Genomic DNA, 22,965 nt, shown 5'->3' with positions numbered 1-22,965 from the left:
AGGGGGTGAGGGGGTGAGGGGGTGAGGGATGGGGGCGGCGGTGGCGGCGCGGTGCGGAGCGTCAGATGCGCAACCAGGCCGCCGTGTCCCGCGGCAGACGACCCTCGTCGTCCAAAGGGCCACTGGCCAGCAGGATGCGTGTGTGGGCGGGGAGTTCGCAGGGAGCGGGGGCGAGGTTGACGACGCAGGCGAGGCCCGGCTCGCGCAGGAAGGCGAGGACGCCGTCGGGGGCGGGCAGCCAAGCCAACGGGCCGTCGCCGAAACCGGGTTCGACCCGGCGCAGACGCAGTGCGGCGCGGTAGAGCATGAGCATGGAGTGGGGATCAGCGGCCTGGAGATCGGCGGCGTACGAGGGCCAGCCCTCCGGCTGTGGCAGCCAGGGGCCGGTCATCGAGCCGAAGCCCGCGTGCGGTTCGGTGGCCGTCCAGGGCAGGGGAACCCGGCAGCCGTCGCGGCCCGGGTCGGTGCCGCCGGAGCGGAAGTGCATGGGGTCCTGGATGCGGTCCAGGGGGATCTCGGCCTCGGGCAGGCCCAGCTCGTCGCCCTGGTAGATGTAGACCGCGCCGGGCAGAGCGAGGGCCAGGAGGGCGGCGGCGCGGGCGCGGCGGGTGCCGAGCGTCAGGTCGGTGGGGGTACCGAACCTCTTCGTGGTGAAGTCGAAGCCGGTGTCGTCACGGCCGTAGCGGGTGACCGTGCGGGTCACGTCGTGGTTGCACAGTACCCAGGTGGCGGGGGCGCCGACCGGGGCGTGTTCGGCGAGGGTGGCCTCGATGGACGTACGCAGCCGCTGTGGGTCCCAAGGGCAGGAAAGGAACGAGAAGTTGAAGGCGGTGTGCATTTCGTCGGGGCGCAGATAGCGGGCGAAGCGTTCGGCGTCGGGGAGCCAGACCTCGCCGACGAAGACGCCCGCGTACTCGTCGGCGACGGCGCGCCAGGAGCGGTAGATGTCGTGGAGTTCGTCGCGGTCGATGAAGGGGTGCGGGTCGATACCCTCGATGAAGTCGGGCAGGGCGGGGTCCTTGGCGGGCAGGGCCGCGGAGTCGATCCGTACGCCTGACACGCCCCTCTCGAACCAGAACCGCAGGACGTCCTCGTGCTCCTGGCGGACCGCGGGGTGGGCCCAGTTGAGGTCGGGCTGCTCCGGCGCGAAGAGGTGGAGGTACCACTCGCCGTCCTCGACGCGGGTCCAGGTCGACGCGGTCGCCGAGAACTGCGACGGCCAGTCGTTGGGCGGGAGTTCACCGTGTGCGCCGCGGCCGGGGCGGAAGTGGAACAGGTCGCGTTCGGGAGAGCCGGGGCCTGCGGCCAGCGCGGCCTTGAACCAGGCGTGCTGGTCGGAGACGTGGTTGGGGACGATGTCGACGAGGGTGCGGATGCCGAGCGCGCGGGCCTCCGCGATCAGCTTCTCGGCCTCGGCGACGGTACCGAACGCGGGGTCGATCACGCGGTAGTCGGTGACGTCGTAACCGCCGTCGACCATGGGTGAGAGGTACCAGGGGCTGAACCACAGCGCGTCGACGCCGAGTTCGGCGAGGTAGGGCAGCTTGGCCCGGACGCCGGCGAGGTCGCCGGTGCCGTCACCGTCACCGTCCGCGAAGCTGCGTACGTACACCTGGTAGATGGCGGCCGAGCGCCACCAGGAGGCATCGGTCGGGGAGGTGTCTGCCACGTGAGGTTCCTTTCGGGCAGGTGGGACCCCGTCGCCGCGGCCGTCGGCCGGTGGCGGGGTGCGCGGGGTGGGCCCGAGGGTCAGCCCTTGAGGCTGCCGGCGGTCAGGCCGCTCATGATGTTGCGCTGGAAGATCAGGAAGATGATCAGGGTCGGCAGCGAGGCGATGGCGAGGGCGGCCAGGAGCCAGTTCTCGGAGACGCTGGCGGCCAGGGAGTAGATGCCGACGTTGACGGTCTGCTTGCCGGGGTCGGGCAGGGTGAGCATCGGCCAGAGGAAGTCCTTCCAGACCGCGACCACCGCGAAGATCGACACGACACCGAGGATCGGCCGGGAGAGCGGCAGGACCACGGAGCGCAGGGTGCGCAGGGACGAGGCGCCGTCGATGGCGGCGGCGTCCAGGAGCTCACGCGGGATGGAGTCGAAGAACCGCTTGAGCAGGAAGATGTTGAAGGCGTTGGTGACCGAGGGGAGCCAGATCGCCCAGGGCGAGTTGATGAGGTTGCGCTCCACGACGGGCACGTCAAGGACGGTCAGGTACTGCGGTACGACCAGGACCGTGGCCGGGATCATCAGGGTGAGCAGCATCATCCCGAGGATCGCCTTGCCGAATATGGGCCGCAGCTTGGAGAGCGAGTAGGCCGCGGCCACGTCGAAGACCAGTTGGAAGGCGAGCGCGCCGAACGCGTAGTAGAGGGTGTTGAAGAGGAGTTGGGCCAGGTCCATCACGCCCCAGGCGTCCGCATAGTTCTGCGGATGGATGGAGTCGGGGACCAGGGTCGGTGGTGTCTGGGCGAATTCCTGCGGCGACTTGAGGCCGCTGACGACCATCCAGTACAGCGGGCCGATGAAGACCAGAGTGAAGACGATCGTCACCACGGTGAAGGAGGTCCAGTACAGGACCTTGCCGCGGGGGCGGGCCAGCTGGGCCGGGGAGATCAAGGTGCGTGTGCTCATGTCCGTCGTCTCCCCCGGCTAGTCTTCGCTGCCTGCGCGGCTCAGTCGCGTGTACGCCGCCGAGAATCCGGCGAGCAGTACAAGCAGAATCAGGCCGAGAGCCGCCGCGCTGCCGTAGTTGTTGAAGGTGAAGGCGTACTGGTAGATGAGGTGGACGACGGTCAGGGTCGCGCCCTCGGGGCCCGCGCCGCCGGTGAGCAGGAACGGCTCCACGAACACCTGCATGGTCGCGATGATCTGCAGGAGCAGCATCAGCGAGAGAATCAGCCGGGTCTGCGGAATGGTGACATGCCAGATCCTGCGGAGAATGCCCGCACCGTCCAGCTCGGCCGCCTCGTACAGCTCGCCCGGTATGGACTGCAGCGCCGCCAGATAGATCAGCGTCGCACCGCCCATGTTCATCCAGGTTGCGGCGATGACCACGGAGACCATCGCGGTGCCGGTGTCCTGCAGCCAGGCCTGTCCGGGCAGGCCGACGGCTTCCAGGATGCGGTTGAACAGGCCGTATCCGGGATCGTAGAAGTACTTGAAGAGCAGGACGGACGCCACGGGCGGCAGCATCACCGGGAGATAGACGAGCAGCCTCAAGTATCCGCGGCCGTGCTGGAATTCATTGAGTACGAGCGCGATGACGAAGGGGACGGCGAAGCCGAGGACCAGCGCGAGCGCGGTGAACAGCAGGGTGTTGCGCCACGCCTGCCAGAAGGCCGGGTCGTTGAAGATGTACGTGAGGTTGGACCAGCCGGCCCAGACCGTCTCGCCGTTCTCGGTCTTCTGGAAGGCCAGGACGAATTCCCTGACCATCGGATACCAGGAGAAGATCGCGAAGCACAGGAGGGCGCCGATCAGGAAGCCGTGGGCGGTGAGGTTGCGCTTCAACGCCTGGCGGAACGCGCCGTGTTCGGGCCGGGCGGCCCGGCTGTCCGTCTGCGGGGACGGCCGGGCCTTGTTCTTGGAGAGGGTGGGTGCGGACATCACTGGTTGGCCAGAACCTGGTTGACCTGCTGCTCGGCGGTCTTCAGGAGCTTGTCCGCGTCGGCGTTCTCGTTCGTGAGGACGGCCGACATCAGGGTGTCGAGGACCTTGTAGACCTCCTGGGCCTTGGGCGGCTCGGCCTTGCCCGTGACGGGCTTGTCGGTGAACGCCTGGAAGTTCTCGACGGGCATGGTCGAACTGGCCTTGCGCGCCTTGTCGTCCTTGGTCTTGCTCTCACCGGTCCAGAAGTTCGGCTGCGGCAGACCGACGGGCAGTCCGTCCGCCTTGGTGCGGGCCCAGTCGAACTGTCCCTTGCCGGGCTGGAGGAACTTGAAGTTGATCCAGGCGATCGCGGCCTTGATCTGGTCGGGCGAACTGCCCTTCTTGATCATGTAGTCGTTGCCGCCGAAGAGGGTGGCCTTCTGGCCGGGGATCGGGCCCATCCCGAAGTCGTCGTACTTCGCGCCGAGGTTCTGCACCATGTACGTGATGTCGTCGGGCGCGGCGAGGAACATGCCCAGCTTGTCGGCGGCCATCTGCTTCTGCAGGTCGCCCCACTTCAGGAGCTGGGTCTTGCCCATGCTGTCGTCGTCCCAGCGCATGGCCTTGAGGTTGTCGACGACCTGCTTGCCGGTGTCGTTGTTGAAGGCGGCCTTCTTGCCGTCCTTGCTCACGATGTCGCCGCCGAGGCCGTAAGTGGTGGCGGTGAAGTGCCAGCCGCCGTTGTTGCCGGCGCTGTACTCGCCGAAGCCCGAGACGCCGTCGCCGAGGGCGGCGATCTTCTTGGCGGCCGTGCGGACCTCGGCCCAGGTGGTCGGGGGCGAGTTGGGGTCGAGCCCGGCCTTCTTGAAGAGCTTGCGGTTGACGAGCAGGCCCATCGTGTAGTTGCTGTAGGGCAGGCCGTAGAGCTTGTCGTCCTTCTTCAGGACGTTGAGGACGTTCGGGTCCATGTCCCCGAGGGCCGGGACGGACTTGTCGTTGACGTAGGCGCTGATGTCCTGCGCGCCGTCGTTGTCCATGACCTGCTGCAGGTCGGTGAAGTAGGTGTAGAAGACGTCCGGTTGGGACTTCGCCTTCAGCATCGCCGTGAAGCGGGGAGGCTCCAGGCAGGGGTCGGTCTGCTTCCCCTTGATCGTGACGTTCGGGTACTTCTTGTTGAACGCCGCGACGTCCTCCTTCCACTGCTTGAGCTCGGCCTTCTCGGCGGCCGGCGGCATGCAGTCGATGGTGAGCGTCACCTTGGTCTTCGGGTCGAGGGGGGCGGCGGCGTTGGCCGCGTTGCCGCTGTCGTCCCCGCCGGAATCGCCGCTGTCGCTGCTGCTGGTGCCGCAGGCCGCGAGGGCGGTGAGGGCAAGCGCGGAGGCTACGGCGACCGTGGCCGTACGGCGGTGGGCGCGGATCGTGGTGCGGCCGACCGCACCGCTCGGCATGCGGTTCGGCGCGCTGCTTCGCGTGCGGCGGCGTATACGTCGGAAATATGTCATTCCGGAGCTGCTCATCGGTGGACCCCTTTGGACAGCGCCGCCTGCCCATGGGGGCGGGACGGCATGGCAGGAGCAGGAAGCCCACAGCTGCGCGGACTGTGTGGCGGCGCTCACTCAAGCACCGACGGCAGATCCGCGCAATATCTCGCGCGATGATTGAAAGAAATTGACAGTACGAGAGCAATGACCGCCAAGCCGGCTACAAGCCCTTTCTGTGCCGCCTACTCCGGCGGCGGCTGCCCCGTCGAGCCGCGCACCACCAACTCCGGCTCGAAGAGCAGTTCTTCCGTGGGCACCGCACTCCCCCCGATCTTCAGGGTGAGGATCTCGACCGCGGCGCGCCCCATGGCCTCGATGGGCTGACGCACGGTGGTCAGCGGAGGGTCGGTGCAGGTCATGAACGCCGAGTCGTCGTAGCCGACCACCGACACGTCGTGCGGGACGCCGAGTCCGCGGCGGCGCGCGGCACGCACCGCGCCCAGGGCGAGGGGGTCGCTCGCGCAGACGATGCCGGTGACCCCGGAATCCAGGAGCCGCGCGGCGGCGGCCTGGCCGCCCTCGATCGAGAACATGCCCCGCGAGATGTGCTCTTCGGGCAGTTCGCCACCGGCCTGCTCGGCGATCACCCGGGCGGCGGCGAGCTTGCGCTGCGAGGGCATGTGGTCGGCGGGCCCGAGCACCAGGCCGATGCGGCGGTGGCCGAGCGAGGAGAGATGGCGCCAGGCCTGCTCGACCGCGACGGCGTCGTCACAGGACACCGCGGGGAATCCGAGCCGCTCGATGGCCGCGTTGACGAGAACCACCGGGATCTTCCTCGCCGCGAGCCGCTTGTAGTGCTCATGCGGGGCGTCCGCCTGCGCGTAAAGACCACCGGCGAACACGACGCCGGACACCTGCTGTTGCAGCAGCAACTCGACGTAATCCTCCTCGGAGACCCCGCCCTTGGTCTGGGTGCACAGAACCGGAGTCAGCCCCTGCTGGGCGAGCGCACTACCGATCACTTCGGCGAACGCCGGGAAGATCGGATTCTGCAGTTCGGGCAGCACCAGACCCACGAGCCGTGCCCGCTCGCCACGCAGCTGGGTGGGCCGCTCGTACCCCAGGACATCCAGGGCCGAGAGCACCGACTGCCGGGTCGCGTCCGAGACCCCGGGCTTGTTGTTGAGCACTCGGCTGACCGTGGCCTCGCTGACCCCGACCTTCCGCGCCACCTGAGCAAGTCGTCGTGTCATGAATGCAAGAATAGTGCAATTCTTGCGTGCTGTTTGCGTACTTGCTGAATCTGGCTGGGATCGCTCCACATGACAGGCAGGCGACCCGCTCCGGGCGCCACCGAGGACCGAACGGGTGACGGCGGATCGTTTCGGCGGCGGATGTCCGCGAACTCAGGTATCCCTGCTGGTCAGGACGGGAATGCGGGATGCGTTCACGTGCCACCCCCAGCAAAGGAGAACGATCCATGCGCCTTCGTCACTCGCTGGCCGCAGCGGCCGGTGCCGCCGCGCTGCTCCTGACCGTGCCCGGCTCCGCTTACGCGGCCGAGGGCGACTTCAGCTACACCTACGTCAGCAGTACGGGTGACGAAGGGCGGGTCACCCTGCACGACCCGGCCAGCGGGGAGTGCATCACGCTCGCCGAGGCGGCCCAGGAGTACACCCAACCGCCCGCCCACTCCCCCAGGAACCGCACCGGCTCCTACGCGATGGTCTTCACGAACGCAGACTGCTCCGGCGACAACTTCACGCTGCGCCCCTACACCGGCGGCGCGAGCGAGAGGTTAAAGCTCCGGTCGATCCTGTTCTCCTGATCCCGGTCACTCGCCCTCGGGCGGACCCGGACGCGCATTCTCCATGCGGGAGAGCCAGGTGGTGAGCAGCTCTTCGAGCGCCTCGCTCTCGGCGGACGTCAGCAGGTCGCGCAGGCGGTGCTCGTTGCGCATGTGGTCGGTGAACGCCAGGTCGATCAGTTCGCGTCCGGGGCGGGTGAGGGCGACGATCCGGCCGCGCTGGTCGTCGTCGGACCTGCGGCGGGCGACGAGTCCGGCCCGCTCCAGGCGGTCGATTCTCTTCGTCATCGCGCCGGTGGTGACCATGGTGTGGGCGGCGAGTTCACCGGGTGCGCGTTCGTAGGGCTCACCGGCGCGGCGAAGCGCGCACAGGACGTCGAACTCTCCCTCGTTGAGGCCGTAGCGGCCGTAGACGAGGCAGAGTTCCTCGGTGAGCTGATCGGCCAGGCGGTGCAGTCGGCCGATCACTCCTTGCGGGGAGACGTCGACGTCGGGCCGCTCGCGGCGCCAGTCGGCCTGGATGCGGGCTACGCGGTCCAGCGGTCGCGGGTGGTCGTCCATGCACACCAATATAGCTTCCCAGGAAGTTATATTGGCTTCCATGGAAGCCAATATGCGCTGGGTCGCACTGACCGCGGTCGCGCCGGTGGCCTGGGGGGCCAATTACTTCGTCACCCATGAGTTCCTGCCCGCGGACAGCCCGCTCTACGGGGCCGCCCTGCGAGCACTGCCCGCAGGGCTCGTCCTGCTGGGGCTGTGCAGGCAGCGACCGCGCGGCGCGTGGTGGTGGCGGTCCGCGGTGCTCGGGCTGCTCAACGTGAGCGTGTTCTTCGTGCTCGTCTACGCCGCCTCCCAACTGCTCCCGACGAGCATCGCCTCGACCGTCATGGCCGTGTCTCCGCTGGCGATGATGCTCATCGCCTGGGCCCTGGTGTCCGAGCGGCCCGGCATCGCGCACCTGACCGGCGCCGCGATCGGGCTCGGCGGGGTCTGTCTCATGCTGCTCACCGGCACGGGAGGAGTGAGCGTGCCGGGAGTCATCGCATCGGCCACGGCCATGCTGGTGTCGTCCTTCGGCTACATCCTGACCAAGCGATGGAGTGCCGATGTCGACGTGCTCGCCTCGACCGCCTGGCAGCTCACCGCCGGAGGCCTGTTCCTGCTGCCGGTCGCCGCGGCCGTGGAGGGGCCGCCGCCCGCACTCTCCACATCGGCGCTTCTCGCGTTCGGCTACGTCGCCCTGGTCGCCACCGCGTTGGCGTTCGCCGCCTGGTTCACCGGGCTGCGGCACCTGCCCACGGGGACGGTGGGCCTGATAGGACTGCTCAACCCCGTCACCGGCGTCCTGCTCGGCACTGCGGTCGCCGGAGAGGTGCTGACGGTCCAGCAGCTCTGCGGCCTCGCACTCGTCCTGGTCGGAGTCGTCCTGGGTCGGCCCACACGCGCGAGCCGGGCCACACGCGCGGGCCGACCCACACGCGCTGCCCGACGCGGCAGCGGTCAGACGCCTCCCCGTCCCGCATCCGACGAGTGTCCGCAGACGGCGTCGGGCATCACGGAGCCGTGAACATCACGCAGCCGTGAGCACCACATAGCCGTGGCCGACGTCACCGAACACGGGCGACCGCGACGTAGAAGCCACTCAACTCGGGCTTCGGCGCGGGCGAATCCTTGTACCAGTGCGTCGCCGTCACCAGGCCGGGCTCGACCAGTTCCAGTCCCTCGAAGAAGCGCTCGACCTCGGCTCGGCGCCGCATCCTCAAGGGCACCCGGCCCTTCTTGTAGGTGTCGGTGACGGAATCCGCGAGGTCGGGGTGCTCGTCGGTGGTGCCGTGGGACAGCACCAGATAGCTGCCGGACGGCAGCGCGTTCACCAGGGTGCGCGTGAGGCCGTAGGGGTCCTCTTCGTCGGTGATGAAGTGCATCAGGGCGATGAGGGAGAGCGCGATGGGCTGGTTGAAGTCCAGAAGTCCCCGGGCGTGGTCGAGGATCGTCTCGGGCTCGCGCACATCCGCCTGAACGTAGTCCGTGGCACCTTCCGGGCTGCTGACCAGCAAGGCTTCGGCGTGCCGCAGCACGATGGGGTCGTTGTCGGCGTACACGACCCGGCAGCTGGGAGCGATCCCCTGGACGATCTGGTGGAGGTTCGGCGCGGTGGGAATGCCGGTGCCGATGTCGAGGAACTGCCTGACACCGTTGTCAGCCAGCCAGGCGGCGGCACGGTGCATGAACGCCCGGTTCCGCCCCGCGTTCGCGCGTGCCTCGGGCGGCAGCTTCTCGCCGAGCTCCTGGTCGACGAGGTAGTTGTCCTTGCCGCCCAAAAGCCAGTCGTAGACACGCGCCGGGTGCGGTTTGCTGGTGTCGATGAGGGCGTTGGCGTCTTCTGCAGTCATCCATGGCTCCACTACGTGTCTGACCCGTCTCGATGAGCGGCGGGCGACGTACGCTCCGCCCGAGGCGGCAAGGATCGTCCGAGCCTACAGGTGGAAAGGTCAACTGTTCCGGCTGGTGAGAGAGTTCGTCGCGGGCTCTAGGGCCTCTCGTTTGGATCCGGCCTGATCCAGACGAGAGGCCCTAGAGCTGCCGGAGGTGGTCGCGAAGGCTGCGGGCGGCCTGCGCCAGGAGGGCGTCGGCGCCGGGCTGCGCGCCGGCCGGCACGAGGGACTCGGTCATGGCCGCGATGGCGAAGGACTGGCCGTCGGAGTGCTCGACGACACCGATCTCGTGGCGGAGGTTGAGCAGGGTGCCGGTCTTGGACGACCAGGTGCTGGCGTCGGAGCTGAAGTCCGGGGCCAGTCGGTGCCGCAGCACATTGTGGGCCATGAGGTCGCGCAGCCGCTCGGCCACATCCGGATCGATCTTCGACGGCGTCCACAGCGCCTGCAGCAGGTCGACATAGGCGCGTGCGCTGCCGCTGTTGGCGCGGGTGGTGTCGAGCTGCGGCACCCGGTGTCCACGGCCGCTGGTACCGGCGTCGATGGCCAGGGCATGGGCGAGATGGGCCTGGTCGGCGCCGAAGCGTTCCACCGGTGTGTCGGACAGCTCGCCCACGTTGTGCCGGACGGCGATGCCGCGGATGCCGAGCTCGTGGAGGATGCCGGAGACCTGGGTGGGCGGGGTCAGCTCGAACAGCGCGTCGGCGGCCATTCCGTCGCTCAGACAGGTGCTCAGGTACAGCAGGTCGTCGATCGCGATCCGGGCGGGGTGGCGGAATCGGCTCAGCCCGGTGGGGCCGGGCGTGGTGACCCGTCCGGGCTGCACCTCGAGCATCGTCGCTCCGTCGAGTTCGCCCCGGCGGATGCGCTCGACCGTCGCGAGCGCGAGCGGGACCTTGACCAGGGAGGCGGAGGGCAGGTGGGTGTCCGCCTCGATCCCCAGCTCGTCTCCGGTATGCAGATCACGTACGAGCAGACAGCCGTGCAGGCCGCCGTCGCGCAACTCCTGGCGTATGTCGCGCAGCAGTGCCTCGCTGCTCATGCCACCGTGCATGTCACCACCCCTGCCGCCACCCGTTCTGCCGTACATGCCACCACCACCCGTACCACCATGCACGCCCCCACCCCTGCCACCGTTCATGCCGCCGTTCCTCCCGTGGTTCCGACCGGGGCGTCCGCGCCCAGGCAGCGGGCTATGGCGCCGCCCAGGCGCGCTTCGACGGGCTGCGGGTTGCCGTCCGCCGCGGCGGCCAGGGCGAAGCCACGGCCGAGCGTGATCTCGCCGATGGGCCGCCAGGTCAGGCCGAGTTCTTCGGCCTGCGCGGGCGAGCACAGCAACAGGTCGCCCGAGCAGAGGACTTCGGCCGCGGCGCTCGTCAGGTCGGCCGCGGCGAGAAGCTGCGCGGGACGCAGACCCACCGCGTCGCGCAGCCGCGTCAGCGGATCGCGGATGTGCGGCACATCGTCCTCCGGCTGGATCCAGACGCGGCGGGCCGGGCCGGGAGAGGCACGTCCGACCCGCAGCGTTTCCAGGTAGACGCGCTGCACACGGGGCTCCTGTGCACTGGCAAGCCCGAGCGGCACGGCCCACGCCGCCTCGTCCGCGGGCACCGCGAGCAGAGCGGCGCGCACCTGCTGCGCGCGCAGGAGTTCCCTGCGTTGCGTCGGCGCCGCGACCCGCAGGTCGAGCGTGATCCCGTGGCCGCGCGCCTCGGCGACGAGACGGGCGAGACCGACCGTGGAGCAGACGCCTGGCACCGCGAGCCGCCACGGCTTGAGCTTGACGGCTTCTGCCTCGTCGAGGAGCACGTCGGCCGCCTGCACGAGCTGCCGGGCCGTCGGCAGCATGTCCCGCCCGAAGGGCGTGAGGACGGCGCGCCGCGATGTGCGCTCGAACAGGGGCTCACCGAAGCGTTCCTCCAGGGCCGCGACACGACGGCTCGCCACCGACTGCGACATCCGAGCCGCCGCCGCTCCGTCGGTGAAGCTGCCGTACTGGCTGACGCTGACGAACGCGCGACACGCTCCCACCAGATCCACGCCCCGCACCCTATGCCAGATCAGCATGGAATCGCGCATGAGCGTATTGGACCGCATACGTACCCCGGCGCGAGGGTGGCTCTGGCACTCACACCCACGTACCGGGACGGAGCCGTGCCGCTCCGTCCCTTATGCGCCCTGCCGCTGGGGCGCCCTGGAGGTTTGGCCCATGCAGCACACCCGTGACACCCGTGCCCGTCGCACCGTTCTCGGTGCGCTGGCCACTCTCTGTCTCGTCCCACTCCTGGCCTGCGGGGAAACCGACTCCTCAGCTTCGTCGTCCTCCTCCACGCCGGCCACGAAGCCCGCGGGAGCCACCAAGTCCACGCAGGCGACGAAGGCGTTCGCCGGCGACTTCAAGAAGCTTGAGCGCAAGTTCGACGCGCGCCTCGGTGTCTACGCCATCGACACCGGCACGGGGCGCGAGGTGGCCTACAACGCCGGTGAGCGCTTCGCCTACAACTCCACGTTCAAGGCGCTCGAGGCCGGAGCCGTGCTGCGCAAGTACTCTCTGAGCGGCCTCGACCGCAAGGTCACGTACTCCAAGGATGATCTGGTCGCCAACTCCCCCGTGACCGAGAAGCACGTCGACACGGGCATGACCCTGGGCGAGCTGTGTGACGCCGCCGTCCGCTACAGCGACAACACCGCCGCCAACCTGCTCTTCGACAAGCTTGGCGGCCCCAAGAGCCTGGACACCGTGCTCGAGGACCTGGGCGACGACGTCACGCGGATGGATCGCCGCGAGCCCGATCTGAGCAGTTGGGTCCCGGGCGAGAAGCGGGACACGACCACGCCGCGGGCGTTCGCCGAGGACCTGCGCGCGTTCGTCCTCGGGGACGTCCTGCGCAAGGGCGAACGCGCACAGCTCACCAAGTGGCTGCGGACCAACACCACGGGCGACAACACCATCAAGGCCGGTGTACCCAAGAACTGGTTGGTCGGCGACAAGACAGGAACCGGCACCTACTACGGCGCCCGTAACGACATCGCCGTGGTGTGGCCGCCCGACGGTGCCCCCATCGTCCTGGCGATCTTGTCGCACCGTGCCGAGAAGGACGCCGAGCCCGACGACAAGCTGATCGCGGAAGCGGCCTCCGTGGCCGTCGACTCGCTGTCGTAACAGGCGGTACTCGCTGTCGCAGTAAGAGGTACGGCGTCGGGCGGCCCCCGCGGCGACCGCCCGACGCCGACCGAGCACCGAGCACCGAACCTGCCGGGAACGACGACGGCCCTCCCTCCCCCGACACTCCGCTGCCCGCAGCGAGAAGCCAGCACAAGGAGACCTTGATGACGGATGTCGCACCGCTCACGAGCCCCGGCCGCAGACCCACCCGGAAGGGCCCGCGCGTGGTCGTCGCGGTGGCGCTGACTCTCGCGCTCGCGGCAGGCATCGGGTACGCCGCCGATCTCGGCCCCTTCGATCCGGGGCCCCCGACACCCGACCCGGAGGCGACAAAGCAGGCTCGCGCCTTCCTGGCCGACTGGGAGGCGGGCCACATGGCGCGGGCCGCCGCGCAGACTTCACGCCCCGAGCAGGCAGAGCGCGTCCTGAACAGCTTCACCGCCGGGCTCGACATCAGCAGGCCGACCCTGACCCCGGGGGCGACCACGGTCGGCGACGACGGCACAGTGACCGTGGCCTTCACCGCCAAGATGCCCGTCACCGAGCTTGGTACCTGGACCTATGACTCGGCCTTGCCCCTGCGCAAGCAGGACGACGGCGCCTGGAAGGTGAACTGGGAGCTCTCCCTCGTGCACCCCAAGCTGAGCAGCACGGAGAAGTTCCGTCTGGAGCGGGAGGACACCGCCGGGCCCGAGATCAACGACCGCGACGGCAACGCCTTGTCGAGCAGGACGTCCCCTTCCCTCGGCCCGCTCATCCCCCAGATAGCCAGGGGCAGCGGTGCCGGTCCGCGCGGGGCGGTGCAGCTCGTCGACCGGGCCAGCGGTGAGGTCAAGGGCACGGAGGCCTCCTTCGGTAAGAAGTCCGACCGCCCCGCCGACCGGCCCGTGTCCACCACGCTCGACGCCACCTGGCAGTCGGCCGCGGAGAAGGCCCTCGCCACCGAGGCCGACGGCAAGGACACCGCGCTCGTCGCCCTGCGGATCGACAACGGGGAGATCCTGGCCGTGGCCAACTCCCCCTCCTCCGGGTTCAATCGCGCCGTCTCGGGCACCTACGCGCCGGGCTCCACCTGGAAGATCGTCACCACCAGCGCGCTGCTCCTTGGGGACGCGGTCGCGCCGAGCGACGTCGTGGACTGCCCCAAGTACCTCACCGTCGGGAAGCGGTTCCAGAACGTCGAGGCCTCCGAACACCGTGGCGCCACCTTCCGTAAGGACTTCACCGCCTCGTGCAACACCGCGTTCATCAGCCTGCGCGACAAGGTCGGTGACGGGGAGCTGGGGGATGTCGCCCGCAAGTACTTCGGGGTCGGGCAGAAGTGGGACGTCGGCATTCCCTCGTACGACGGGTCGGTACCTGCCCCCCGCGACCAGACCGAGAAGGCCGCCTCGATGATCGGGCAGGGCAGGGTGCAGGCCAACCCGCTGATCATGGCCTCCGTCACCGCGACGGCGGTGTCCGGCACCTTCCACCAGCCCACCGTGACCGGCGGCACCAAGGACGCGACTGCCACCACCCCGCTGCCGCGCGAGATCGTCACACAGCTACGTGAGTTGATGCGCGCCACGGTCACCGACGGCACGGCCTCGGTCCTTGCCGATCTGCCCGGCGAAGTGGGGGCGAAGACCGGCACCGCCGAGGTCTCCGACGACGCACCCAACAACGGCTGGTTCGTCGCACATCGCGGCAACGTCGCCGTGGCCTGCGTCGTCGAGAAGGGCGTCACCGGCGGCGCCTCAGCCGGGCCCGTCGTCCGCAACCTCCTGGGCGCCGTACCCGACGATCCCTCCTGACGGACGGACGATCGATCCCTCCTGACGGACGGCTGAGCTGAACTGGGCTGAACCGGGCCGATCGGCCACGGAACAATGCCACTGGAAGACCAGTGGCATTCCGTCCCCCGCTCCGCCTAGCTTGTGCGTTCGTGACGCATGATCCAGGAGGACTGCCCATAGGGCGGCTCGCCGGGCACGGCACCGGCTCGTCCGGCCTGGGCGGCTACGCCGTCGCTTTCGGCCTGCTCCTGGTGCCGAGCGTCCTTGCCGCCCTGCTCGCGGTCCGCGCCCGCGGCTCGTGAGGGCCCGCGGCTGCGTGAGCGCCCACCGCGGGGCTCAGGATTCCCGGCACTCCACGTGCCCCCAGCCATGCGCGTTCTTCGCGATCTTCTCTCCGGCGGCGTAGGGCTTCTGGCAGTGGCAGCGGCCGGGGAACTTGGCCTTGATGACTCCGCCCGAAGTCCCCTTGCCCGAACGGGCGGCGGAGCTCTTGCCTCCCTGCGCCGTGGAGCTCCTGCCCGGCCGGGCTGCAGGGGAGGCCGTCATCCGCTCGGGCCGCGGCTCCGGGATCGCGAGGGCTCCGTGGGCGGTTCCTGCGGGCTGCTGCGTCGTCGCGGCGTCGCTGGCCGCGACGTCGGCGATGGCGTTGAGGTGGTCGCCGTCCACCTGGTGGGCGGCGACATGCCGGAATGTCACCGCGCGGTCCTGCAGGAGTGCGTCGATGCGGACGACGAGTTCCTTGTTGGCCACCGGCTTCTTCGCCGCGGTCAGCCAGCCGTTCCGCTTCCAGGACGCGATCCACTTGGTGACCGCGTTCATCGCGTACTGACTGTCCATGCGGACCTCCAGCGGAACGGCGGGGTCCGTGGACTCCAACAGCTCGGCCAACGCGGTCAGTTCGGCCACGTTGTTCGTGGCGTGGCCCAGCGGACCGGCCTCCCAGCGCTGCGGGCGCTCATCGGCATCGGCGACCACCCAGGCCCAGGCCGCGGGTCCGGGGTTCTTCTTCGCGGCTCCGTCACAGGCGGCGATGATCAAGTCAGACATCCCTCGATCATGCCAGCCCGCGGGAGACTCGAAGGCCACCGACCTCCGGCCCGTCGGCTCCGGCCCGGCCCGCCCTACGCCTCACCGGCGTCCAGCGCCGGGGCGATGACCGCGAAGGCCCGGTCGGTCAGCTCGGCGGGATCCTCGGCGCCGCCGCTGTCGCTCCACCGTTGCAGCACGGCGTCGAAGGCGGACAGCGCCATCCCCGCGGCCAGCCGCGGATAGAGGTCCACACTCGCGTCACGCCCCAGACGCCGCGCCACCTCCCCCGCAAGATCGTCGCTCCACTGCGCCTGGCGCTCCAGGAAGCGGGCGCGCAGGGCGGGGGTACGCAGAATCAGCCGCACCACGGGCAGCACTCGCTCGGAGTGATCGCCACAGGCCTCCAGGGGAACCCACACCGCGTGCCGCAGCGCCACGGATGGCCGCTCCTCGACGGGGCGAGCCGCCAGCTCCGCGTGGATACCGACGCCCATGTCGGCCAGGAACTGGACGACCACGTCCTCCTTGGACGCGAAGTACCGGAAGAACGTCCGACGGGAGACCCCGGCGGTGGTCACGATCTCGTCGATGGTGACCGCGTCGAACCCCTTTTGGGCGAGGAGTTGCAGCGCCGCTTCGGTCAACTCGTTCGAGACGAGCTGCCGTTTGCGCTCGGCCATGCTCACTTCGGGGCGGGAACTCACCGGACCATGGTACACGCCATGCCTTGCGTGACACTCAGGATCCTCTTGACACTGAGTGCCACTGGCGACAGCATGTGCCGCATGACGCAGCTACAGCGCTGGACAGCCGAGCAGATCCCGGACCAGACCGACCGGATATTCGTCGTCACAGGAGCCAACAGCGGGCTCGGTCTGGCGACCACCCGCGCGCTCGCCCGGCGGGGCGGACACGTGATCCTCGCCGTACGCGACGAGGAGAAGGGCCGCCGGGCGGTCGCGGAGATCACCGCCGAACACCCGCGCGCGAGCCTGGAAGTACGCCGCCTCGACCTGGCCGATCTCGACTCGGTCCGCGGCTTCGCCGATCAGGTGCACGCCGGCCACCCCCATGTCGACGTGCTCATCAACAACGCGGGCGTGATGGCGCCGCCCCGCACGCTCAGTGCACAGGGGCACGAACTGCAGTTCGCCTGCAACCATCTCGGCCACTTCGCGCTCACCGGTCTGCTGCTCGACCTGCTTGCCGCCGGGAACGACCCCCGGGTGGTGACGGTGAGTTCGATCAACCACCGGCAGGCGCGCATCCGCTTCGACGACCTGACCGGCGAGCGCGACTACAAGCCGATGGGCTTCTACAACCAGTCGAAGCTCGCCAACGCCGTCTTCGGCCGGGAACTCCACCTCCGACTGACCGAGTCCGGCAGCCCGGTGCGCAGCGTGCTCGCCCACCCCGGCTACACCGCCACGCACCTCCAGATGAGTACGCCGATCGGCCTGTGGCGGGTGGTACTCGGCCGTATCGGCAACCCGCTGTTCGCCCAGCGCCCCGCCGACGGCGCACTCCCCCAGCTGTTCGCGGCGACCGACCCTCAGGTGGAGAGCGGCCAGTTCATCGGGCCGGGCGGCCTGGCCGAGCTGCGCGGCGCACCGACGCGCGTGCAGCTGGCCCCTACGGCCACGGACCCCGAGACGGGCCGCCGCTTGTGGGAGCTGTCGGAGCACGCGACCGGCGTACGGTTCGCGTTCCCGGCCGCGGTTTGACGGCGCTCGGTCAGCGCGCGACGGGATGACGCAGCAGGCAGCCTCCCGGGCCTTGACCCCGCGCCCGGCGCAGCAGGCCGAGGTCGCCGATCCAGGCCATCGAGTTGTGGTGCGACCGCCCCCAACATCAACGCGTGGCAACGACGCCACGCGCTTGCGAGAGGCGTAGGCAGGGGTGGGCGGGGGACTCGGCAGCCAGGCGGTTTGTGCACCGGCAGGCGCACGAGCTTCCGTACGGCAACCCCAGGGAGGCGCGATGGCGACGCAGACCCATCGCCTCATCATCCACGAGCTCGCTCGGTGCGACGAGTGTGCCGTGCTGCGCGTGAGCGGTGAACTCGACCAGAGCGGCGAGAAGTTCTTCCTCCGCACGCTCGGCGACTCCGTCATGGCGGGTCATCGACATCTCGTCCTGGATGTGACGGCGCTCGTGTTCTGTGATTCACGAGGGCTCAACTGCCTGCTCGGCGTGCGGTGGTTACTGCGGCGCCGCGAGGGTCACCTTCTCCTTGCGGGAGCCGGACGCCGTCTCGCCGAACTGCTCACGCTGACCGGCAGCACGGAGTTCTTCCCCCACTACGCCACTGTGGGCCAGGCCCTGCTGACCCTGCCCCCCGCGCACCGCCCCACGTGGCCGCCCTGCTAGATCGCGCCACGATGCCGCAGCGAGCCTGGGGACTCAGCCGAAGCCCAACGGGACGCGCCCAAGGCCGTGCCGCTACTTGGCGCGCGCCAGAGCGATCGCACCCTGAAGCCGCTCCCCCGCCTCGTACATCATGTAGGCCACGCCGTTCTCCGTACCGAAACTCGGTGACGCGCTGCGTCCGTTGTCCGGCGCGCCGTTCATCGAGTCGTGGAACATCCCGAGGTGGTCGCGGCGGGAGAAGTCCTTGCCCACTTCGGTGATCAGTATGTTGCCGCCGCTGCCCTTGTCCGTGTTGTAGACGACGTAGGCGCTGTTCCCTCGCGTGAGCAGGTGGGGCCCGCCCACGTTCTGCGCGCCCACATCGGCGTGGCGGATCAGTGGCGTCTGATCGAAGGTCCAGTTGCGACCGTCAGCCGACCAACCCCAGGCGATGTCCCGGTGGTTGGTGGTGTTGTTCAGCATGAAGAGCATGACGTAACGGGCACCCCGTGAGGGCAGGTCGTGACGGAACACGCGGGCGTAGGACGTCTCGGTCGAGCCGCTCGGCAGCATCGACGCGGAGAGCACCACCTTGTCGTACGTGAAGTTGATGCCGTCCTTGGAACGGGCGAGGCGGGTCGTGGTGTTCTCGCCGTGGAAGTACAGCCACATCTCCTTGGCGTCCTCGTTCCACAGCACGTGGGGCGACGAGACGTGGCTGACCTTGTAGTGGGGCTGCCAGTTGTTGGTGACCAGGGGGTTGGCCTTGTACTCGGTGAAGGGCCCGTCGATCGAGTCGCCGTAGGCGAGGCAGATACCGCCGGGGGCGTCATGCGGGGCGTAGTAGAGGTAGTACCGGCCCAGTGCGCCGGATATCCGGCCGACGGTCCCGCGCAGGCACGGGAAGATGATCTCGCCCGTGGGGTTGTAGGCGAGGTCCGACGGCTTCAGGACCGTCCTGACGTAGGTGTAGTCGGGGAAGCCGCCGGGCGCCGCCGCGGCCGTGCCCGCCGTTCCGGCGCCGAACGCCAGGGCCGTGCCGGTGGCTGCGGCCCCGCGCAGGAAGAAGCGGCGCGGGAAAGGGGATCGGTGTGCGGGGCTCGGCTGCGTGAGGGGCGTGAGGGGGTGCTGTGCGCCGTGCCGTGCGTCGTACCGCGGCTCGTTCATTTCTGTTCTCCGTCCCGGGAGTCGAATGTCGGAGGAATGCTCAGAGGTAGGTGGCGGCTGTGACACAGAATCCGCCGAGGGCGACGGCCCACACGTAGGGCAGGGTGCGCACCATGACCTGCTGGGGGCCGACGCCCGCGTACTGGGCGCTCCATACGGTCTGGGTGCTGGTGGGGTCGGATACGCCGAAGACCTGGTTGTAGGAGGCGGCGAGGCCGAGCACGGCGACGGCGGGGTAGATGCCGGCCGCGATGAGAACGCCCGCGATGCCCGCGCCGAGACCGTAGACGTTCAGGGGTCCTCGGTAGAGGCACAGCGGGACCAGCAGGGTGAAGACGAGGACGAACAGCACCGGGTTCTGCGGGCTGACGGCCTTGACCAGGGGTTCGAGGGCCTCGATGGCGTCCGGCAGCTTGACCGCCGCGAGGAGGATGCCGATCGCGATGAACAGCGCGATCGGGGGTGCGGCGACCTCGAAGCCGCCGTACAGGGTGCGCAGCAGCCGCTTGTTCATCTCGCGCGGCCGGGTCGTGGTGACCAGTGCGTAGAGCACTCCGGCGAGCAGGGAGGGAATGATGGCGAGCTCGAAGCCGAGGGCCAGGATGAGCGGTACGACCGGGGTGAGCAGCGCGTACCACGGCGCGTCGCCGAGCCGCTCGCGGCGCGAACGGCGTTTGTCGACGGCCGACTTCAGCGCCCAGGTGTGTTCGACTCCGCGGCGGCGGGACTCGATGAGGACGAAGGCGACGGCCGCGACCAGTGCCAGCGGGAACAGCTTCACCATGAAGCCGCGCACCGTGGGGACCGGCAGGTCGAGGGCGGTGGAGAAGAACTGCCAGATGGGAAGCTCGAACGGCACACCGACGGCGATGCCCATCAGGATGGTGCCCGCCGCGGTGACCTTGGGAATGCCCACGGCGACCATCGCGGGGATGCCGATGATGCCGGCCAGCATGGCGGCGGGGGCCGATCCGGTGACCGTGCCGATCAGCGCGGACACGGCGAGGACGCCGAGTGCCACGACCGTGGGCCGGTCGCCGCCGAACTCCACGATCTTGCGGACGATGGTCCCGGCGATGCCGGTCTCGTCGAGGAGTTTGCCGAGCCACGATCCGAGCAGCACCGCGATCATCGTCGAGGCGAGCATCGGGGCGCCCTCCTGGAGGACGGTGTCGAAGACGCTCTCCTTGCCGGTCAGCGGCGCACCGGCGACGAGAGCGATGACGACACCGAGGAGGACCAGGGCGAAGGCGGTGGGAAGTTTGCGGGTGAGCATCGCTGCGACACCCACCGCCATGACGATCAGGATGACAACGCCCATGGCGCTACTTCTCTCTGTGGGTCACGGCGTCGGCGAGCGCGGCCGTGAGAAGAAGGGGGCTGCGGCCGAGTCCGCAGACGGTCCTGGCATGGGCGTGGGCGGCGATCTCCTCCGCGCCCGCCACGTGCCCGTACAGCCGGAACCGTCCCGCGCGCAGGACGACATGGCCCAGGGCCTGCTTGAGTGCGGCCTTCGCCGGACCGTGGTGGAGTTGTTCGTGCACGGATTCGTGGGCGAGGGCCGCCGCGCGCACCGATCCCGGCGGGTACCAGTGCCGCCAGCCCCGTTCGTCGATCAGGGCTTCTGCCGCCGCGAGGGTGTCGGTGCAGAGCTCCACCGTCGGCGTCGGCCGTGACGTGTAGCGGGCGAGCAGGCCGCGCTCCAGGCCGTCGGCGCGCTCGACGATCCTGGCCCGGCACGGAACCGGGGCGAGGGCAGCGCCGAACTCCTCGGCCGTGCGCGCCCAGCGACGAAGCAGCCGCGGGTCGCGGCCCTCGTGGGTGGGGGTAGCGGCAAGGAGGTGGACCGCGTGGTCGAGGTCGTCGAGAGTCTCGGGCGCGGGCGCCGTGGGGATGCTCATATGCGTACCTCAAGGACGGCGACGACCGGCTCGTCGGCGGTACGGGAATCGAGCTCGCTGCGGGCGAGCGCGAGCAGCGGCCCCGGGTCGAGGACACCTGACAGATCCGCGATCCGGGAGCCGAGCAGCAGCCGCACGGCAGGGGCCCGGACCCCGCCGTCGCCGTACGAGGTGGCCTCGCGCACCAGCTTCGCCAGTACGTCGGGGGCGTCGGCGACCCGGGTGGTCTCCACGCGGGCGTCGGGGACGTGGAGGCGTATGACCCCGTCGGCGTCGACGATCCGTACCGGATGCCGGGTGGCGCGCAGGGTGCGGCGCACCTCGGTCCCGTACACGGTGTGGGAGGCGGTCCTGGCGAGGACGGTGACCTGCGACGGGTCGCTCCCCAGGCTGGCCGCCGCGGTGCGCAGCCGCTCCTCCTCGTCCGCCCGGTGCGCCCGGTCCTGGGTGCGCAGTTCGGTGGCGCCGGTGGCCACGGCGCGGACGGTGCTGGTCTGCGGGTCGACGGTGACCTCGACCTCGACGCCGTCGGCGGCGGCGCCCTGCGCGATGACGGCTGCCTCCGCCTCCGCCCGTACGGCGAGGATCTGTTCCTGTCCGGCACCGGGGATGGTCCGCTCGATCTGCTCGCGCACCAGGGCGAGCGCGACCCCGATCGGACTGATCACCTCGCTGTGGCGGGCGATGCGCCCCTGGAGGCCGCTGACTTCGGCGAGGTGCGGGGTGACGGACGCGGCTCCGCCACCTCCGCCGACGAGCAGGGCGGTGTCCTTGTCGAGCCGGTAGTCGCGGATCATCGTGTCGACGACCTTCTTGACCTGAGCCGTTCCCGCGTCGAGCAGCCGGTCCGCGGCGGTGGCGATGTCCACGCCGAGCGCTTCGGCGAGCGGGGCGAGCGCCGCCTTGGCGACCTCCTGGTCGCTGCGGGCGAAGTCGTCCTCGGGGACCCGTCCCGCCGCGTTGGCCGCACAGGTCATGGTGAGTGCGAAACGGCCGCCCGCCGCGTCGAGCACGGCGTAGTCCTCCGGGTCGTCGGCCATCGGGCGGACGGTGATGAGCTTGGCGTCGCGCAGGTCGTCGAGGGTCGCGAAGCAGGCGTAGGGCAGCCCGGCGATGTGGGCGCTGCGCGGCCCGACCCCGGTGATCTTCCCGCCGCCGATCCGCACCATGGAACCGCCGCCGACCCCGACGGTGCGTACGTCCAGGGCATTGAGGTAGGACTTCTTGCCGAGGATGGTGGCGTGCTGGACGGCCACCTTGCCGCGTCGCACGACGCTGATGTCGGTGGAGGTGCCGCCGGTCTCCAGGAAGACTCCCTCGCTGATGCGTTCCTGCATCAGCGCCCCTGCCACGCCCGCCGCGGGACCCGAAAGGACGGTCAGAAGCGGTCTGCGCCGCATCTCGTCCAGGGACATCACCCCGCCGTCGCAGCGCATCACCATCAGTGGGGAATCGACCCCGGCCTTGGTGATGGAGCTGTCGACGAGGTCGGCGGTGGCCAGCATGCGCGGCAGGATCGCCGCGTTGACCACGGCCGTACGGGTGCGCTTGTGCAGCCCGTACAGAGAGGTGATCTCGTGCGCGGCGGTCAGCGGGAGACCGGCGGAACGTGCCGCCGCCACGACGGCCTGCTCGCCCTCGGGGCGGTCCACGCTGAACGGCTCGGTGGCGACGAGGACTTGGGCGCCGTCCTGGGCCAGTGTGTCGGCGGCGCGCCGGACGGCCTGCGGGTCGTCGGGGTCCGTGACATGGGCGTAGACGAGCGGAAGGCTTTTGCCCGGGGTGAGTTGGAGCTTGCCGAGCGCGGCCAGCCTGCGGGTCAGCGCGGCGGCGGGACCTGTGCCGATACCCATCAGGCCCACGGTGGCGACGTCGCCCTCCAACAGGGCGTTGGTAGCCTGTGTCGTGCCGTGCGCCAGAAAAGCGACATCCTCCGGTGCGCGGCCGGTTTCTGCCAGCAGACGGTCGAGGGCTTCCACGATGCCGTGGGCCACGCCGTCCTCGTGATGGTGGCTGGTGGGGACCTTCACCTGTCCCAGGAGTTCCAGGGTCGTGGCGTCGACTGCCACGGCGTCGGTGAAGGTTCCGCCCACGTCGATGCCGACGCGGATGCGGTGGGTGGTCATGGTTGGGCACCTCCTTGTGCGGGTTGGCGGTGCGCGGGCGGGGGGGGGGGGGGGGGGGGGGGGGGGTGCTCCCACCAACATGGCCAAGCGCGGGGTGCTAGGTCCCATAGGGGTGGGAGAGTGGGGCGCCCTACTTCATCTTTT

The 22,965-nt window shown here is 69.7% G+C and carries 22 protein-coding genes; 7 read left to right on the top strand and 15 right to left on the bottom strand.

Features of this window, described 5'->3' with window-relative positions; translation table 11 throughout:
• Positions 1 to 61: 61 nt before the first annotated feature.
• The 5 genes from ACZ5CR_RS18775 to ACZ5CR_RS18755 form a co-directional block, all read right to left on the bottom strand.
• Positions 62 to 1,669: a glycoside hydrolase family 13 protein gene (locus ACZ5CR_RS18775; protein ID WP_468858743.1), complete on the bottom strand. Its 1,608-nt coding sequence runs from the start codon at positions 1,667 to 1,669 to the stop codon at positions 62 to 64.
• A gap of 80 nt (positions 1,670 to 1,749) precedes the next feature.
• A complete protein-coding gene (locus ACZ5CR_RS18770; RefSeq protein WP_468858742.1) occupies positions 1,750 to 2,625 on the bottom strand; it encodes a carbohydrate ABC transporter permease in 876 nt (291 codons plus the stop codon).
• 18 nt (positions 2,626 to 2,643) lie between these two features.
• Positions 2,644 to 3,600 (bottom strand): carbohydrate ABC transporter permease, encoded by a 957-nt coding sequence (locus ACZ5CR_RS18765; protein WP_468858739.1) that lies wholly within the window; start codon positions 3,598 to 3,600, stop codon positions 2,644 to 2,646.
• A complete protein-coding gene (locus tag ACZ5CR_RS18760; RefSeq protein ID WP_468858833.1) occupies positions 3,600 to 5,030 on the bottom strand; it encodes an extracellular solute-binding protein in 1,431 nt (476 codons plus the stop codon). The genes ACZ5CR_RS18765 and ACZ5CR_RS18760 overlap by 1 nt, the downstream gene beginning before the upstream one ends.
• A 275-nt stretch (positions 5,031 to 5,305) precedes the next feature.
• Positions 5,306 to 6,316: a LacI family DNA-binding transcriptional regulator gene (locus ACZ5CR_RS18755; protein WP_468858737.1), complete on the bottom strand. Its 1,011-nt coding sequence runs from the start codon at positions 6,314 to 6,316 to the stop codon at positions 5,306 to 5,308.
• Positions 6,317 to 6,543: 227 nt separating this feature from the next.
• Between ACZ5CR_RS18755 and ACZ5CR_RS18750 the strand changes: the two genes are divergently transcribed.
• Complete coding sequence (locus ACZ5CR_RS18750; protein ID WP_468858735.1) at positions 6,544 to 6,891, top strand: hypothetical protein; 348 nt, start codon at positions 6,544 to 6,546, stop codon at positions 6,889 to 6,891.
• 6 nt (positions 6,892 to 6,897) lie between these two features.
• Here ACZ5CR_RS18750 and ACZ5CR_RS18745 read toward each other — a convergent pair whose 3' ends face one another.
• Entirely contained in the window at positions 6,898 to 7,431 is a 534-nt protein-coding gene (locus ACZ5CR_RS18745; RefSeq protein ID WP_468858732.1) for a MarR family winged helix-turn-helix transcriptional regulator, read from the bottom strand.
• A gap of 52 nt (positions 7,432 to 7,483) precedes the next feature.
• Between ACZ5CR_RS18745 and ACZ5CR_RS18740 the strand changes: the two genes are divergently transcribed.
• Positions 7,484 to 8,437, top strand: coding sequence for an EamA family transporter (locus ACZ5CR_RS18740; protein WP_468858830.1), 954 nt, complete (start codon positions 7,484 to 7,486; stop codon positions 8,435 to 8,437).
• Between the two features lie 40 nt (positions 8,438 to 8,477).
• Here ACZ5CR_RS18740 and ACZ5CR_RS18735 read toward each other — a convergent pair whose 3' ends face one another.
• The 3 genes from ACZ5CR_RS18735 to ACZ5CR_RS18725 form a co-directional block, all read right to left on the bottom strand.
• The gene (locus ACZ5CR_RS18735) at positions 8,478 to 9,263 is read right to left on the bottom strand and encodes an SAM-dependent methyltransferase (RefSeq protein WP_468858729.1); all 786 of its coding nucleotides are present in this window, start codon (positions 9,261 to 9,263) and stop codon (positions 8,478 to 8,480) included.
• A gap of 181 nt (positions 9,264 to 9,444) precedes the next feature.
• Positions 9,445 to 10,347, bottom strand: a complete 903-nt coding sequence (locus ACZ5CR_RS18730; protein WP_468858727.1) for a serine hydrolase — start codon at positions 10,345 to 10,347, stop codon at positions 9,445 to 9,447.
• 95 nt (positions 10,348 to 10,442) lie between these two features.
• Entirely contained in the window at positions 10,443 to 11,384 is a 942-nt protein-coding gene (locus ACZ5CR_RS18725) for a LysR family transcriptional regulator (RefSeq protein ID WP_468858725.1), read from the bottom strand.
• A 130-nt stretch (positions 11,385 to 11,514) separates the two neighbouring features.
• Between ACZ5CR_RS18725 and bla the strand changes: the two genes are divergently transcribed.
• From bla to ACZ5CR_RS18710, 3 genes are all read left to right on the top strand, one after another.
• Positions 11,515 to 12,468, top strand: coding sequence for a class A beta-lactamase (gene bla, locus ACZ5CR_RS18720; RefSeq protein ID WP_468858722.1), 954 nt, complete (start codon positions 11,515 to 11,517; stop codon positions 12,466 to 12,468).
• A 167-nt stretch (positions 12,469 to 12,635) separates the two neighbouring features.
• Entirely contained in the window at positions 12,636 to 14,267 is a 1,632-nt protein-coding gene (locus ACZ5CR_RS18715) for a penicillin-binding transpeptidase domain-containing protein (protein ID WP_468858719.1), read from the top strand.
• 131 nt (positions 14,268 to 14,398) lie between these two features.
• The gene (locus tag ACZ5CR_RS18710; protein WP_468858716.1) at positions 14,399 to 14,551 is read left to right on the top strand and encodes a hypothetical protein; all 153 of its coding nucleotides are present in this window, start codon (positions 14,399 to 14,401) and stop codon (positions 14,549 to 14,551) included.
• A 34-nt stretch (positions 14,552 to 14,585) separates the two neighbouring features.
• Here ACZ5CR_RS18710 and ACZ5CR_RS18705 read toward each other — a convergent pair whose 3' ends face one another.
• The gene (locus ACZ5CR_RS18705; RefSeq protein ID WP_468858713.1) at positions 14,586 to 15,296 is read right to left on the bottom strand and encodes a ribonuclease H family protein; all 711 of its coding nucleotides are present in this window, start codon (positions 15,294 to 15,296) and stop codon (positions 14,586 to 14,588) included.
• A 74-nt stretch (positions 15,297 to 15,370) separates the two neighbouring features.
• Positions 15,371 to 15,958 carry an acyl-CoA-like ligand-binding transcription factor gene (locus ACZ5CR_RS18700; RefSeq protein ID WP_468858828.1) on the bottom strand — a complete coding sequence of 196 codons (588 nt, stop codon included), beginning with the start codon at positions 15,956 to 15,958 and terminating at the stop codon, positions 15,371 to 15,373.
• Between the two features lie 105 nt (positions 15,959 to 16,063).
• On the opposite strand from ACZ5CR_RS18700, the gene ACZ5CR_RS18695 reads away from it, so the two are divergent.
• Both ACZ5CR_RS18695 and ACZ5CR_RS18690 read left to right on the top strand, forming a co-directional pair.
• Positions 16,064 to 17,002 (top strand): oxidoreductase, encoded by a 939-nt coding sequence (locus ACZ5CR_RS18695; RefSeq protein WP_468858711.1) that lies wholly within the window; start codon positions 16,064 to 16,066, stop codon positions 17,000 to 17,002.
• A gap of 256 nt (positions 17,003 to 17,258) precedes the next feature.
• On the top strand, positions 17,259 to 17,648 hold the full coding sequence (locus ACZ5CR_RS18690; protein ID WP_468858709.1) for an STAS domain-containing protein: 390 nt from the start codon (positions 17,259 to 17,261) through the stop codon (positions 17,646 to 17,648).
• Between the two features lie 72 nt (positions 17,649 to 17,720).
• Here ACZ5CR_RS18690 and ACZ5CR_RS18685 read toward each other — a convergent pair whose 3' ends face one another.
• From ACZ5CR_RS18685 to ACZ5CR_RS18670, 4 genes are read right to left on the bottom strand one after another with little or no spacing between them, the layout of a single operon-like run.
• Positions 17,721 to 18,794: a glycoside hydrolase family protein gene (locus ACZ5CR_RS18685; protein ID WP_468858707.1), complete on the bottom strand. Its 1,074-nt coding sequence runs from the start codon at positions 18,792 to 18,794 to the stop codon at positions 17,721 to 17,723.
• A gap of 40 nt (positions 18,795 to 18,834) precedes the next feature.
• Positions 18,835 to 20,115 (bottom strand): TRAP transporter large permease subunit, encoded by a 1,281-nt coding sequence (locus ACZ5CR_RS18680; RefSeq protein WP_468858704.1) that lies wholly within the window; start codon positions 20,113 to 20,115, stop codon positions 18,835 to 18,837.
• A gap of 4 nt (positions 20,116 to 20,119) precedes the next feature.
• Positions 20,120 to 20,695, bottom strand: coding sequence for a hypothetical protein (locus ACZ5CR_RS18675; protein ID WP_468858702.1), 576 nt, complete (start codon positions 20,693 to 20,695; stop codon positions 20,120 to 20,122).
• Entirely contained in the window at positions 20,692 to 22,821 is a 2,130-nt protein-coding gene (locus tag ACZ5CR_RS18670; RefSeq protein ID WP_468858700.1) for a hydantoinase/oxoprolinase family protein, read from the bottom strand. The genes ACZ5CR_RS18675 and ACZ5CR_RS18670 overlap by 4 nt, the downstream gene beginning before the upstream one ends.
• Positions 22,822 to 22,965: the final 144 nt, after the last annotated feature.

This window comes from Streptomyces sp. NPDC031274 (genome assembly GCF_055570235.1).
The sequence above is the reverse complement of the archived record's forward strand: the minus strand, read 5'-3'. Positions and strand labels throughout refer to the sequence as shown.